Source organism: Kribbella sp. (genome assembly GCF_035655035.1).
Classification (GTDB): Bacteria; Actinomycetota; Actinomycetes; order Propionibacteriales; family Kribbellaceae; genus Kribbella.
Genome location: NZ_DASRVN010000194.1, coordinates 1 through 13,563, shown reverse-complemented (window position 1 = coordinate 13,563; position 13,563 = coordinate 1). Strand labels below are relative to the sequence as shown.

Below are 13,563 nucleotides of genomic sequence, written 5' to 3'. Positions count from 1 at the left end.
GGCAACTTCCGCCAGCCGCGGCAGGACCGCGCCGAGCTCGGCGATCTCGCGGAACGTCCGGCTGTCCGGCCCGGCGTGCGGGACCATCGCCGGGTGGTACATCTCCGCACCGCCGCGGGACGCCCGCCACTGGAAGAACAGCGCGCCCCGCGACCCGCGGGCGATGTGCGACAGGCTGTTGCGGGCCATCCGCCCCGGCTCCTTCGGATGCCAGCGGCGGCCGACGTTCAGACCGCTCCCCGCCTGCTCCATCAACAGCCACGGCCGCCCACCGGCCCAGCCGCGCGCCAGGTCCGCACCGAACGCGGTCTGCTCCTCGGCGCCGATTCCCGCCTGATCCGGGTAGTTGTCGATCGCGACCACGTCGACCTGGCCGGCCCAGCGCGCGTGGTTCACCGGCACCCAGTTGCCGAACACGAAGTTCGTCGTCACCGGCAGGTCCGACCGCTGGCGGATCTCCGCTTTCTGTTCGCGGTAGGCGGCCAGCAACTCGTCCGACCAGAACCGCCGGTAGTCCAGGTACTGCGTCGGATTCACCAGGTACTGCGTCTTCCGCGGCGGCTGGACGTCCCGCCAGTCGGCGTACCCCTGACCCCAGAACGCCGTCGTCCAGGCCGCGTTCAAGCCTTCGAGCGACCCGTACCGCTCCCGCAGCCAGTCACGGAACCGCTCCGCCGCGAGGTCGCAGTAGCAGGTCGTCCCGTACTCGTTGTGCACGTGCCACATCCTCAACGCCGGATGCTCGCCGTACCGCTCGGCCAGCACCCGCGCGATCCCCCGCGCGGCCTCCCGGTACGACGGCGCGCACGCGCAGTACGTATCCCGACTCCCATGCGTCAGCCGAACCCCCTCGGCCGTCACCGGCATCGCCTCCGGATGCAACCGCGTGAACCACGGCGGCGGCGACGCAGTAGGAGTAGCCAGATCCACCCCCACCCCCGCGTCGCCCAGCAACTCCAACACCCGATCCAGCCACCCGAACTCAAACTCCCCCGGCCGAGGCTCCAACCGCGCCCACGAAAACACCCCCACACTCACCAGGTTCACCCCGGCCCGCCGCATCAGCTCGACGTCTTCCCTCCACACCGCCGGCTCCCACTGCTCAGGGTTGTAATCCCCGCCATACCAAAGCCTCATGCGGTCACCTCCTCCATCCCGCACAGCTTCACCGTGTAGTTCTCGCAGGAGCCTTTGGTTACGCGGGAGTGGACCTCTGCGTCTTGGTAGGTCAGTTCGATGACGGCTCCGGAGGGGAGGGTTGTGGTGGTGGGTTGGGCGGGGGTTGGGGCGTACCAGTGGAGGGTGAGGTTGTTCGACCAGTCGTAGTCGGGGCGGTCGTCTACGGCGCCGGTTGGGATGATCGCGCCTTCGCGGGCGTACAGTGGCAGGCTGTCGAAAGGGTGGGTCTGGTGGAACCAGCCCGGGCCTGTCGCTTGCTCGCCGGTCAGGAGTGAGGTCCAGCGGCCGCGGGGTAGGTAGAACGAGACCTCGTTGTCGGCGCTCATCACAGGGGCTACGAGGAGGTCGGGGCCGAGCATGTACTGGCGGTCCAGGTAGGCGGTCGCGGGATCGTCGGGGAACTCGACCACCATCGGGCGCATCATCGGTACGCCGTCGCGATGGGCCTCCTCGGCGGCCGTCATCAGGTACGGCATCAGGGACAGCTTCAGCTTGGTGAACTTGCGGAGTACGTCGACGGCTTCCTCGTCGAAGGCCCACGGGACGCGGTACGACGAGGAGCCGTGCAGGCGGGAGTGGGACGAGAGCAAGCCGAACGCCACCCAGCGCTTGAAGATCGCCGGGTCGGGCGTGCCTTCGAAGCCGCCGATGTCGTGACTCCAATAGCCAAAGCCGGACGCCGCCAGGGACAGGCCGCCGCGCAAGGACTCGGCCATCGCCTCGAACGTCGACTCGCAGTCGCCGCCCCAGTGCACCGGGAACTGCTGGCCGCCGGCCGTTGCCGATCGCGCGAACAGGACCGCTTCGCCGGCGCCGCGGTTCTCCTCCAGCAGCTCGAAGACGGCCGCGTTGTACAGCTGCGCGTAGTAGTTGTGCATCCGCTCCGGGTCCGAGCCGTCGTACCAGACGACGTCCTCCGTCGGGATGCGTTCGCCGAAGTCGGTCTTGAAGCAGTCGACGCCGATGTCGAGCAGCGCCTGCAGCTTCGAGCGGTACCAGGCGGTCGCGTCCGGGTTGGTGAAGTCGACGATCGCCATCCCGGCCTGCCACATGTCCCACTGCCAAACCGAACCGTCCGGCCGCTTCAGCAGGTACCCGAGCCGGCGGCCCTCCTCGAACAGCACCGAACGCTGCGCGATGTACGGGTTGATCCACACGCTGATCCGCAGCGCGCGGTCCTTGAGCCGTCGCAGCATGCCTTCAGGGTCCGGGAACGCGACCGGGTCCCAGAGGAAGTCGCACCAGTGGAACTGACGCATCCAGAAGCAGTCGAAGTGGAACACACTCAGCGGCAGGTCCCGCTCCGCCATCCCGTCGACGAACGAGCTGATCGTCTCCTCGGTGTAGTCCGTGGTGAACGACGTCGACAGCCACAACCCCATCGACCACGCGGGCACCCGCGCCGGGCGGCCGGTGAGCGCGGTGTAGCGGCGCAGTACGTCCTTCGGGGACGGGCCCGCGAACACGTAGTACTGCAGCTCCTCGCCCTCGACGCTGAACTGGTTGCGGGACGTCACCTCCGAGCCGACCTCGAACGAGACCATCGCAGGATTGTCGACAAGTACGCCATATCCCTTGCTGCTCAGGTAGAACGGGACGTTCTTGTACGCCTGCTCGCTCGACGTACCACCGTCTGCATTCCAACTGTCAACAATCTGACCATTCTTGACCAGCGGCCCGAACCGCTCACCCAGCCCGTAGATGGTCTCGCCGACCCCGAGCGCCAGCTGCTCGTGGACGTACCGCCTGCCGTTGATGTCGGTGACCAGGCCGACGCTCCGCTCCCCCGAGTTCGTCAGCTGGCGTCCGTCCTGTTCGAACCGGACGTCCCACGCCCCGTCCAGCCCGACCACCACGCTCAGCTCGCCGGACGTCAACCGCGCCTCGGCGGGCCCGACCTCCACCTTCACCGGATGCTGGTCGTCGGTGTTCAGCCGGTACGCCGGACGCACGGGCGCGGCGCCGACGTGATGCGCGATCCGGACGCCGATCACCCCGCGGGCCGCGGAGCTGAACGTGATCGTGAACAACGGCTGGTTGAGCGTGTCGCCGCGGCGCTCGATCCGCTTCGCGGGCGCGTACACGGTCAGCTCCCGGTCCCCCGCGTCGACACTCTCGACCGCGGCCGGCCGGAGCCGACTGAGCCCGGGCCGCAGCTGCCAGTACCCGTCGGTGAACTTCATGGTCTGCCGGCCTCCAGAGGGGGGTGTCGAAGCGCTTCGACAAAGCTAGGCGGGCCCACCACTGCCGTCAATCCGGGAACCTCTCAGCGGATTCTCAGTGCCCTGCGATGACACTGTGTGGATGCGAGTGCTAATGGTCGAGGACGAACTGCGGCTGGCCGACACGGTCCACCGCGGGCTGACCGACGCCGGGTTCGTGGTCGAGTTGGTGCACGACGGCGAGAACGCGGTCTGGGCGGCCACCGAGCACAGCTACGACGTGATCGTGCTGGACATCATGCTGCCGAAGCTGAACGGGTACCGCGTCCTGGAGCTGCTCCGGGCCCGCGGGATCTGGACGCCGGTGCTGATGCTGACCGCGAAGGACGGCGAGTACGACCAGACCGACGCGTTCGACCTGGGCGCCGACGACTACCTGACGAAGCCGTTCAGCTTCCTGGTACTGGTCGCCCGGCTGCGCGCGCTGATCCGGCGCGGCGGCCCGGAGCGTCCCGTCGTACTGATGGCCGGTGACCTCTCGCTGGACGTCGCCCGCCGGCGGGTGGAGCGGAACGGGCGGGAGATCACGCTGACGCCGCGCGAGTACGGGCTGCTCGAGTTCCTGATGCGGCACCGCGGCGACACGGTGAGCAAGACCGAGATCCTGCAGAACGTCTGGGACCCGGCGTTCGACGGCGACCCCAACGTCGTCGAGGTGTACGTCCGCTACCTGCGGAAGAAGATCGACACGCCGTTCGCGCGGCACGCCATCGAGACCATTCGCGGGATGGGCTACCGGCTCAACCCGGAAGGCGGCTGAATCCCCAGGCTGAGCCCCCCGGCTGAGAGTCATCTGAGGGCGGACCTGCGAAACTGGTGGGGTGAGCACGGTCGTGCGACGTCGCGTTGACGGGTGGTACCGGACTGCCGGCGGCCTGCGGCAGGCCAGTGTGCGGAGCCGGTCGACCGCCGCTGCCGTGATCGTGGTCGCGGTCGCGCTGCTGATCGGTGCCGCCGCGCTGCTGCTGCTCCTGCAGCGGGCGCTGATCGCCGAGGTCTCCGACGCCGCCGAGGGCCGGGTCGCGGACGTCGCCCGCCAGGTCAGCACCGAAGGCACCAAGGGCCTCGGGGACGACCTGGCCAACACCACCCGCGCCAGCCAGCTGATCCAGGTGCTGGACCCGAGCGGGAAGATCGTCGCGGCCTCGTCGTCCCGGGTCGACAACTCGCCGCTCACCGATCTGCGGCCGCCGGCCGGCGCGGTGCTGCGGGCCGAGGTCGGCGAGATGCCGCTGATCGACGACGACCACTCGTTCCTGATCGTGGCGCAGGGCGCGGCGTACCACGGGACGACGTACACGGTGGTGGTCGCGTCGTCGGTGGAGACCCAGCGGCAGACGGTGTCGACCGTGACGAAGTACCTGCTGATCGGATTCCCGGTACTGCTGCTCGTCGTCGGGCTGGCCGGCTGGCTGATGATCGGGCAGGCGCTGCGCCCGGTGGAGCGGATCCGCTCCCGGGTGCAGGGCATCGGCAGCCGGGACCTGACCGAACGTGTCCCGGTACCGGCGACGCGGGACGAGATCGCCCGGCTGGCGATCACGATGAACGAGATGCTCGACCGGCTCGAGACCGGGCAGGCGACCCAGCGCGCGTTCGTCGCGGACGCCAGCCACGAGCTGCGCTCGCCGCTCGCCACGCTGACCGCCGCGCTGGAGGTGATCGAGGCGGACACCACCGGGAAGGCGTGGCGCGAGCTGCGGCAGGTGATGGAGACCGAGACCGACCGGATGCGGCAGCTCGTCGAGGACCTGCTGCTGCTCGCGAAGGCCGACGACACCGGGATCCGGATGCGGCAGACCGACGTCGACCTCGACGACCTGGTCGAGGCCGAGATCAAGCGGCTGCGCAGCTCGAAGCCGGAGCTGACCGTGAAGGGCGACGTGCACCCGGTGCGGGTGACCGGCGACCCGGCCCGGTTGAGTCAGGTACTGCGGAACCTCGTCGACAACGCCGCCCGTGCCGCGCACAGCACGGTCCGGCTGACCACGTCCGAGCAGGACGGCGCCGCGGTCATCACGGTCGAGGACGACGGCGACGGGATCCCCGAGGAGGACCGGCAGCGCGTCTTCGAACGCTTCGTCCGCCTCGACACCAGCCGCTCCCGCGCCAGCGGCGGCTCCGGCCTCGGCCTGTCCATCGCCCGCGAGATCACCCGCGCCCACCACGGCACCATCACCCTCACCTCAGCACCCACCGGCGGCACCACCGCCACCGTGACACTCCCGAACTGACCCCGAGGGGTGGTGTCGTGCCCGCGACAGGACCAAGCTGGGAGGTGAAGGAGGTGGGCGTGGTGAAAGCCGTAGCCGGCGACCAGGTCGTCGTGGAGAGCAGCCACCTGGCGGCACACCGCCGCGAGGGGAAGATCGTCGAAGTACCCGACCCAACCGGCGCACCGCCGTACCGCGTGCACTGGACGGACACCGACACCGACACCCTGTTCTTCCCAGGCCCGGACGCCCACATCGTGCACGTCGGCGGGAAGCAGTAGGACGCGGTCCAAGGTCGCTCGGATGGTTGTACCGGCCGCCCACGACTCACCTATGATGGAATCATGAGTAAAACCCGCCAGATCTCGATCACCCTCCCGGAAGACCTGATCGAGACGATCAAGGCTGCGGTGGACCGTGGCGAGGCCCGGTCGGTGTCGTCGTACATCGCCTCCCGTCTCGCGCCGGGTGTGGTGATGGACGCCTTGTTCGCCGAGTGGGACGCCGATCGCGGCGCGCCCACTGCGGAAGACACGGCCTGGGCCACTCAGGAGCTGGACCGCGCGCTCGCCGAGCAGGCCAAGAACAACCGCGACAGCGCCGCGTGAACAAGGCACTCGTGCTCGATTCCGGAGCCTTGATCGCCGTCGAGCGCCGGTCGGCAAAGGTCCAGGAGCTGCTCCGCGCCGCCCGTGCCCGGGAGGCCTCTGTCGTCGTCCCCACGCCGGTCGTCGCCCAGGTCGTCAGGGAGGGCGGACGTCAGGCCAACCTTCGGCGTTTCCTCGCCGACTCGTACTTGCGCTTCGCCGGGCTCGACTATCCGGCAGCCCTCGAGATCGGTGCCCTGCTGGGCCGAAGCGGCACCGCCGACGTGGTCGATGCCTGCGTGGCGATCTGCGCGCAGCACCTCGGTCACTGTCCAGTCGTGACCTCCGACCCGGACGACCTCCGCAAGCTCGATCCCACCCTGCCGCTTATCGTCATCTGAGCCCGCCGATCACGACTGAGCGGTAGGTGCTCTCGGCCTGAGGGTCAGATCAGGACCAGCTCGAGCTGTAGCCACTGCGCCAGGGCGCGGATTTCTCGGTGGAGGGTGGTGGTGAGGGTTTTGGGGAAGGGGGTGTCTTCGTGGATTGCGTTGATGCGGAGGATGCCGGCTTTGCGGTCGGACATTGCGTCGAGTTTTCCTACCAGGCGGTCGTTGTGGAGGATCGGGAGGGCGAAGTAGCCCCAGCGGCGTTTCGCGGCCGGTTTGTACATTTCCAGCTGGTAGTCGAACTCGAAGATCTCGGTCAGCCGCTTGCGGTCGTACACGAGCCGGTCGAGCGGTGAGAGGATCGCGGTCCGGCCGCTGAACGGCTGGTCGAGGAGCTCCGGGTCGATCCGCCACTCGCCGCGGACGCCCTCCACGACCGCGGGCTCCCCCGCCGCGCCGGCGTCCAGCGGCTCGCCCGGGCAGGCCGGGCCTTTCGCGCGCAGCAGGCCCATCGAGCGCAGGCGTTGCCGGTCCCGGGTCCGGACCGCCTCGGCGAGCGGCACCGGCGGATCGTCCGGGTAGACCCGTGACGCCAGGTCCCACAGGCGGTCCCGGCGTCGCGGCCGGCGATCGCCACCTCGCCGCGCTGCATCATGAACTCGAGCATTTGCGACACGTTCCGGTTGTTGGTCCAGCCCGTCGACTTCCACGGCCGTATGCAGGTGTCGGGCAACTCGCGCATCACCAGCGGGCCGTCCTGGCGGAGCCGCTCGAGGATGTCGACGCGGCAGCCCTCGTTCGCCCGGACCCAGTCGCGGCGGTACTCCTGCCAGTCGAGCGGCTCACCGTCGGTCGGCCACGCCTCCATCTCCGCGCGGTACAACGCCAGCGTCTCCGGCAGCCGGACGAACCCGCGCAACTCCAGCAGCTCCAACGACGCGAGCGCGTCCGCCAGCTCCGCCGGGTCGTACGACGAACCCAGCCGGCTCCACGCCACCAGGTCCGCGTTCGGAGCGACGTACGCCGTCTGGTCGAGCTGCACCGCGTTCAGCCCGCGGACGACCTCGAACAGGTCGGCCGGGCGCTCGCGGGTGAGCAGCTGCGCACGCACGGCCAATCGCCGCGCGTCGCGCTTCGACAGCTGGTGAACGGTCACGAAGCGAGACTACGGCGTGCCCCGGACAGTATTCTGTGCGATACAGCCGAGCGGGTGGGGACCTGGGCTCGGGAGTTCAGGGGGTACGTCGTGGCGGTGCGTGGTCGGGCAATCCTGCCCTGTGTCGTGCTGGTGGTCGCCGGATGCTCGACGGCGAAGGGGTCGGACCTGCCGGCGCCCTCGACCCCGTCGATCGTGATCGCACAGACCGCGGCCGTGTCCAAGCCCGCGACCGACTGCGCGCGATCCACCGAGCCGTTGCCGCCCGCGTCCGAGGCGGACGGCGTGCAGCTGACCGTCAGCACCGACCCGAGCCGTACGTCGCTGCTGCTGAAGAACACCGGCAGCCTGACGGTCGTCGTCCTACCGGACGCGGACTTCAGAAGCCGGTTGATCGCCGCCCCGTACGCGAACCCGAAGGACGCGGCGTCGCGGAACGCGCTGATCGCGGTCAACAACAGCGGCGGCGCCGAGCTGCCCGGCGTACCGGCGTACGTCCCGAAATCCCAGCTGATCACGCTGCCGCCGCAGTGGGCGATCTGCGCGCTGACCGACAATCTCCGCGAGACCGCGAGCGTCCGCTACCTGCAGGACCGGACATCGAGCGCGCAGTACTTCGTCGCCAAGGCGCTCGCGGACCAGCTGCTGCTGAAGGTCAGTGCGGGCCGCAGCCGGCAGACGCTGATCCGCTGCAGCCGCAGCACCGCGAGCACGCTGAAGGCGTCCCCGGAGCTGTCGGACATCGAGCTGTACGTCGAGATCGTCGGCCCCAGCTCCCCCTGCCGCACCGGGTACCGGGCGCTGCTGCACGACGACGAACGCGCGACCGGTCAGCTCGGCGCCGCCGTACTCAACCGGCTGAGCGGCGTACCGCGGCTGCTCCCGAACAGCCCGCTGTTCACGACGACGGCCGGCTCCTGACCAGGGTCGGGTCCGGGTCCGGTCAGGGGAAACTCCACTGCCGTGGACGGTTTCCAGCCGGGAGACTCGAGGCATACCGTTCGACACCTCGGAGGATCCCAGCCATGTTCGGCTTCATCATCGCCGGTCTCGTCATCGGCGCACTCGCCCGGCTGTTCACCCCCGGCAAGCAGAAGCTCGGCCTGCTCGCCACGCTGCTGCTCGGCCTGGCCGGCTCGGTGATCGGCGGCACGATCGCGAGCATCCTCGGCACCGGCGGCATCTTCGACCTGAACATCCTCGGCTTCGTCGTCGCGGTGATCTCGTCCGTAATGCTGGTCGGGACCGCCGAATCTCTTGCCGCCAAAGCCAAGAACTGACAAGGCCGAGAGCTGATCCAGCCGTCCGTCAGCCGTCCTCGTTGACCGCCATCGCCGGCCGTGGCTCACGGCCCGGCGGCTGTGGCGGCCGGGGCAGCAGCGGGCGGCGCTTCTGTAACGTCCGGACGACCGGCTGGGTCGCCGTCACGGTGATCTCCTCGCCCGCGTGCAGCAAGGTGATCGAGGCGTCCGGCCCGTCGTGCACGGCGTACTTCACCGCGACCGGATCGATCTCCACCTTCAGCCGTACGCCGCGCCAGCGGACCGTGAAGCTCAACCCGGCCAGCCCGATCGGCAGCGCCGGGTCGAACGACAGCATGCCGGCCTGATCCCGCAGCCCGCCGAACCCGGCCACCAGCGCGCTCCACGCACCACCGAGCGATGCCATGTGCAGCCCGTCGCCGGTGTTGTGGTGCAGGTTCCGCATGTCGATCAGCGCGGCCTCGTACGCGTAGTCGTACGCCAGGTCCAGATGCCCGACCTCGGCCGCCATCACCGCCTGCACGCACGCCGACAACGACGAGTCCCGCACGGTCAGCCGCTCGTAGTAGTCGAAGTTCCGGGCCTTCTCCTCGTCGGTGAAGGCGTCACCGCACCAGTACGTCGCCAGCATCAGGTCGGCCTGTTTCACCACCTGCGTGCGGTACAGCTGGAAGTACGGCGCGTGCAGCAGCAGCGGGTACTTGTCCTTGTAGGCCTCGAAGTCCCACACGGCGTACCCGGTGAACCCTTCGGACTGCGGATGTACGCCGAGAGCCTTGTCGTACGGCACGTAGACGGCCGCCGACGCGTCCCGCCAGGACGCTTCCTCCTCGGCGTCGATGTGGAGCTCACGCGCCCGGGCCGGCAGCTTGGCCGCGATCTCGGCCGCGGACCGCAGGTTCCGGGCCGCCATCAGGTTCGTGAAAACGTTGTCGTCGGCAACGGCGCTGTACTCGTCCGGGCCAGTCACGCCGGGCAGGTGCCAGCGGCCGTCGCGGTCGTGGTGGCCGAGCGACATCCACAACCGCGCGGTCTCGACGAGCAGTTCGAGTCCGACCTCGTCGAGGAAGTCGTCGTCACCGGTGGCCCGGTAGTACCTCATCACCGCCTCGGCGATATCGGCGTTGATGTGGAACGCCGCCGTACCGGCCGGCCAGTACCCGGAGCACTCCTGGCCGCGGATCGTCCGCCACGGGAACGCGGCGCCCTTGAAGCCCAGCTCCTCGGCGCGCTGCTTCGCCATCTGCAGCGTGGAGTGCCGCCAGCGGAGCGCGTCGGCGGCCGCGTCCGGCATCGTGTAGGTGAGCACCGGCAGTACGAAGCCCTCGGTGTCCCAGAACGTGTGCCCGTCGTACCCGGCACCGGTCAGCCCCTTCGACGGGATCGCCCGGCGCTCGGCCCGCGCGCCCGCCTGCAGGACGTGGAAGAGCGCGAACCGCACCGCCTGCTGGAGTTCCGGGTGGCCCTGTACCTCGACGTCGGCGCCGTCCCAGAAGTCGTCCAGGAACTCGAGCTGCTGCTTGACCAGCCCGTCCCACCCGGAGAACCGGGCACTGGCGAGCGCAGCGGCGACCTGGTCCCGGATCGCGGTCTCCGAGCGCAGACTGGACCAGCCGTAGGCCAGGTACTTCACTACCCGCAGGCTCTCCCCCGGCTGCAGCTGGCAGATCACCGTGGTCCGCGCCCAGTCCTCCCGGACGTCCTGGTCCATCGCGTAGCGCACCGTCGTGTCGACCTCGTGGGCCATCGCGGCGGCCATCAACTGCCGGCTGCGACTGGTCCGGTGGATCAGAACGGTCCCGTGCTCGCCGCCGTCGTGGCTGACGGGGTGCAGCGGGTTGTCCAGTACGGCCGCGACCCGTGGGTCGTCGGACAGCTTCGGCTGCGTCTCGTTCGCGACCAGCTCGGACTGGATGACGAACCGCGCGGGCTGGTCGACGGGCTCCACGACGTACTCGATCGCGGCGATCGCGCGCTGGGTCAGCGACACGAGGCGGCGGGTCCGGACCTTGATCCGCTTGCCGCCCGGTGAGGTCCAGTCGACGTCGCGTTCGAGAAGGCCGGTGCGGAAGTCCAGCGAGCGTTCGTGCTTGGTCAGGTAGCCGTACCGGATGTCGAACGGCGAGTCGTCGACGAGCAGCCGGATCAGCTTGCCGTTGGTGACGTCGACGAGCGTCTGGCCGGACTCGGGGTACCCGTAGCCGGCCTCGGCGTACGGCAGTGGGCGCTGCTCGTAGAACGAGTTCAGATAGGTACCGGGGATCGCGTACGGCTCACCCTCGTCCAGGTTGCCGCGCAGGCCGATGTGCCCGTTCGAGAGCGCGAACAGCGACTCCGACTGGGCCAGCTTGTCCATCGCGAGCCGGGTCTCCCGCAGCCGCCAGGGCTCGACCGGGTGATGACCTCGATCGATCATCGGTCCTCCAGCAGGTCCGCGAGGTCCTTCACGACGATGTCGGCGCCGTGCGTCTTCAGGTCCGCGGCCTGGCCGACCCGGTCAACGCCGACGACCTGCCCGAAGTGACCGGAGCGGCCCGCGGACACGCCGGCCAGTGCATCCTCGAAGACCGCGGCCGCGGACGGCTCGATACCGAACCGCTTGGCCGCCGCGAGGAAGGTGTCCGGCGCCGGTTTGCCCTTCAGCCCCTCGGTGCGGATCGTGATGCCGTCGACGATCTCCTCGACGTACTGCGCGAGCCCGGTGGCGTCGAGGACCTCGCGAGTGTTCGCGCTGGACGACACCACCGCGCGCCGCAGGCCCGCCTGGACGGCGGCCTGGAGGTACCGCCGGGAGCCCTCGAAGACGTGCGCGCCCTCGGTCCGGATCCGCCGCTGGACGGCCTCGTTCTTCCGGTTCCCGAGGCCGTTCACGGTCATCGCCGACGGCGGGTCGTCCGGGCTGCCGTCCGGCAGCGTGATGTGCCGAGCGGCCAGGAAGTCCCGCACGCCGCTGGCCCGCGGCTTGCCGTCCACGTACGCGTCGTACTCCGCGCGGGCGTCGAACGGCACGAACGCGATGCCGTGCTGTTTCGAGTACTCGCGGAGGAACTCGTCGAACATCTCTTTCCACGCCGCAGCGTGGACGGCAGCCGTGTCGGTGAGCACGCCATCCAGGTCGAACAAGCAGGCCTGGATCCCCGTAGGTAGTCCGAGCATGCCGACCACACTAGGGGGTCCACCGGGCCGGAATGCGGCGGACAGGCTAACGGGAGGCTTTCAGCCGAAGATTTCCGCGAACCAGTCGAGCTGGGCGGCCTGCTGGTACGTCTGGCCGCCCTCGTGCTCGTTGTACTGGTACACCTCGATGCTCTTCTGCTCGCTCCCGTAGCTGTTGTACGCGGCGAACACCGTCGACGGCGGGCAGATGGGGTCCATCAGCGCGACCGAGAACAGCGCGGGCGCGGTCGCGAGGCGGCCGAGGTTCACGCCGTCGAAGTAGCTCAGCGTGTCGAGCACCGGGTCGACGTCCTGCCGGAAACCCTTCAGGTACCGCGCGATCTCGCCGTACGGGTCCTTGTCGGTGATCTGCACCGCCCGCTGGAAATGACACAGGAACGGTACGTCGGGAGCGCAGCCGACCAGGTCGATCCCGGCCAGCGGCGCCAGGCCGGCCGCCGCGATCGAGATGCCGCCACCCTGGCTGGCGCCACTGACGATCACCTTGCCCGGGTCGACGAACGGCGACGCCAGCGCGGCCTCGAGCGCCCGGACCGCGTCGATGTACACGCGACGGTAGTAGTACGTCTCCGGGTCGGTGATGCCCAGGGTCATGAAGCCCGGCGTGTGGTTGATGCCGGCGTACGGCGTGTCGTCCGGGGTGCTGTCGAAGCCGCCCGAGCTGTAGCTCTGGCCGCGCGTGTCCATCACGAAGTGCGCGTACCCGGCCTGCGCCCAGAGCGTGGTCGAGTGCGGCAGCCCGCGGCCGCCGCTGTAGCCGTGGTACTGCACGACCGTCGGCAGCGGCCCCTCGGCACCGGCCGGCACATGCAGCCAGCCCTTCACCGGGGTGCCGCCGAAGCCGGCGTACGTGACGTCGTAGGTGTCGACGACCGCGAGCTTGTTGTCGATCGCGGTGAACGTGGCGGACAGGTCGTCGGTGCGCGCCTTTTCGATCGAGCGGCGCCAGAAGTCGACCAGGTCGGCGGGCGCGGCCACCTCGGGCCGGTACTCGCGGAGCTTGTCGAGGGAAAGGTCGAACATGGCCATGACCGGTAAACCTACGCCCAGCGGGCACCCGCAGGAAAGCGGTGTCCAGATCCGGTCGCGGCTGTACTACGGTGGGTCGATGCCGACCCCGAACATCGTCTTCGTGATGTCCGACGACCACGCCGCGCACGCCATCTCGGCGTACGGCAGCAAGGTCAACAGCACGCCGCACCTGGACCGGATCGCGCGCGACGGCGTGCGGATGGACGCGACGTACTGCACGAACTCGATCTGCTCGCCGTCGCGGGCCTCGATCCTGACCGGGACGTACAGCCACGTGAACGGGGTCGCGTCGATCTACACCCAGACCGACTACCGGGTGCCGACGATCGCGGAGGTGCTGCAGGAC

At 69.4% G+C, this 13,563-nt stretch carries 15 protein-coding genes; 9 read left to right on the top strand and 6 right to left on the bottom strand.

The window, feature by feature from the left end; translation table 11 throughout:
- Both VFF46_RS11470 and yicI read right to left on the bottom strand, forming a co-directional pair.
- Positions 1-1,137, bottom strand: a 1,137-nt coding sequence (locus VFF46_RS11470; protein ID WP_325037064.1) for a beta-galactosidase, incomplete at its 3' end; no start/stop codon positions are given.
- Positions 1,134-3,362, bottom strand: a complete 2,229-nt coding sequence (gene yicI, locus VFF46_RS11465) for an alpha-xylosidase (protein ID WP_325037063.1) — start codon at positions 3,360-3,362, stop codon at positions 1,134-1,136. The genes yicI and VFF46_RS11470, both read right to left, overlap by 4 nt.
- Positions 3,363-3,483: 121 nt before the next feature.
- On the opposite strand from yicI, the gene VFF46_RS11460 reads away from it, so the two are divergent.
- The 5 genes from VFF46_RS11460 to VFF46_RS11440 all read left to right on the top strand — a co-directional run bounded on the left by VFF46_RS11460 (position 3,484) and on the right by VFF46_RS11440 (position 6,602).
- Positions 3,484-4,161: a response regulator transcription factor gene (locus VFF46_RS11460; RefSeq protein WP_325037062.1), complete on the top strand. Its 678-nt coding sequence runs from the start codon at positions 3,484-3,486 to the stop codon at positions 4,159-4,161.
- A 466-nt stretch (positions 4,162-4,627) separates the two neighbouring features.
- Positions 4,628-5,635 (top strand): sensor histidine kinase, encoded by a 1,008-nt coding sequence (locus VFF46_RS11455; RefSeq protein ID WP_414673056.1) that lies wholly within the window; start codon positions 4,628-4,630, stop codon positions 5,633-5,635.
- Positions 5,636-5,694: 59 nt separating this feature from the next.
- Positions 5,695-5,895, top strand: coding sequence for a DUF1918 domain-containing protein (locus VFF46_RS11450; RefSeq protein ID WP_325037060.1), 201 nt, complete (start codon positions 5,695-5,697; stop codon positions 5,893-5,895).
- A gap of 63 nt (positions 5,896-5,958) precedes the next feature.
- Complete coding sequence (locus tag VFF46_RS11445; RefSeq protein ID WP_325037059.1) at positions 5,959-6,222, top strand: hypothetical protein; 264 nt, start codon at positions 5,959-5,961, stop codon at positions 6,220-6,222.
- Positions 6,219-6,602, top strand: a complete 384-nt coding sequence (locus tag VFF46_RS11440; protein ID WP_325037058.1) for a type II toxin-antitoxin system VapC family toxin — start codon at positions 6,219-6,221, stop codon at positions 6,600-6,602. The genes VFF46_RS11445 and VFF46_RS11440 overlap by 4 nt, the downstream gene beginning before the upstream one ends.
- A gap of 44 nt (positions 6,603-6,646) precedes the next feature.
- Here VFF46_RS11440 and VFF46_RS11435 read toward each other — a convergent pair whose 3' ends face one another.
- The gene (locus VFF46_RS11435) at positions 6,647-7,300 is read right to left on the bottom strand and encodes a DNA glycosylase AlkZ-like family protein (RefSeq protein WP_414673055.1); all 654 of its coding nucleotides are present in this window, start codon (positions 7,298-7,300) and stop codon (positions 6,647-6,649) included.
- Between the two features lie 66 nt (positions 7,301-7,366).
- On the opposite strand from VFF46_RS11435, the gene VFF46_RS40595 reads away from it, so the two are divergent.
- From VFF46_RS40595 to VFF46_RS11425, 3 genes are all read left to right on the top strand, one after another.
- The gene (locus VFF46_RS40595) at positions 7,367-7,738 is read left to right on the top strand and encodes a hypothetical protein (protein ID WP_414673054.1); all 372 of its coding nucleotides are present in this window, start codon (positions 7,367-7,369) and stop codon (positions 7,736-7,738) included.
- Between the two features lie 104 nt (positions 7,739-7,842).
- The gene (locus tag VFF46_RS11430) at positions 7,843-8,667 is read left to right on the top strand and encodes a hypothetical protein (protein ID WP_325037057.1); all 825 of its coding nucleotides are present in this window, start codon (positions 7,843-7,845) and stop codon (positions 8,665-8,667) included.
- Positions 8,668-8,771: 104 nt separating this feature from the next.
- Positions 8,772-9,026: a hypothetical protein gene (locus tag VFF46_RS11425; RefSeq protein ID WP_325037056.1), complete on the top strand. Its 255-nt coding sequence runs from the start codon at positions 8,772-8,774 to the stop codon at positions 9,024-9,026.
- Positions 9,027-9,054: 28 nt separating this feature from the next.
- Here the strand turns inward: VFF46_RS11425 and VFF46_RS11420 are convergent, their stop codons facing one another.
- Genes VFF46_RS11420 through VFF46_RS11410 form a run of 3 tightly spaced genes read right to left on the bottom strand, consistent with a single transcriptional unit; the run spans position 9,055 to position 13,214 of the window.
- Positions 9,055-11,424, bottom strand: coding sequence for a glycoside hydrolase family 65 protein (locus VFF46_RS11420; protein WP_325037055.1), 2,370 nt, complete (start codon positions 11,422-11,424; stop codon positions 9,055-9,057).
- Positions 11,421-12,164, bottom strand: coding sequence for a beta-phosphoglucomutase family hydrolase (locus tag VFF46_RS11415; RefSeq protein WP_325037054.1), 744 nt, complete (start codon positions 12,162-12,164; stop codon positions 11,421-11,423). The genes VFF46_RS11420 and VFF46_RS11415 overlap by 4 nt, the downstream gene beginning before the upstream one ends.
- A 60-nt stretch (positions 12,165-12,224) precedes the next feature.
- Complete coding sequence (locus VFF46_RS11410; RefSeq protein WP_325037053.1) at positions 12,225-13,214, bottom strand: acetylxylan esterase; 990 nt, start codon at positions 13,212-13,214, stop codon at positions 12,225-12,227.
- Positions 13,215-13,293: 79 nt separating this feature from the next.
- On the opposite strand from VFF46_RS11410, the gene VFF46_RS11405 reads away from it, so the two are divergent.
- The coding region (locus VFF46_RS11405; RefSeq protein WP_325037052.1) for a sulfatase-like hydrolase/transferase at positions 13,294-13,563 on the top strand (270 nt) is incomplete at its 3' end.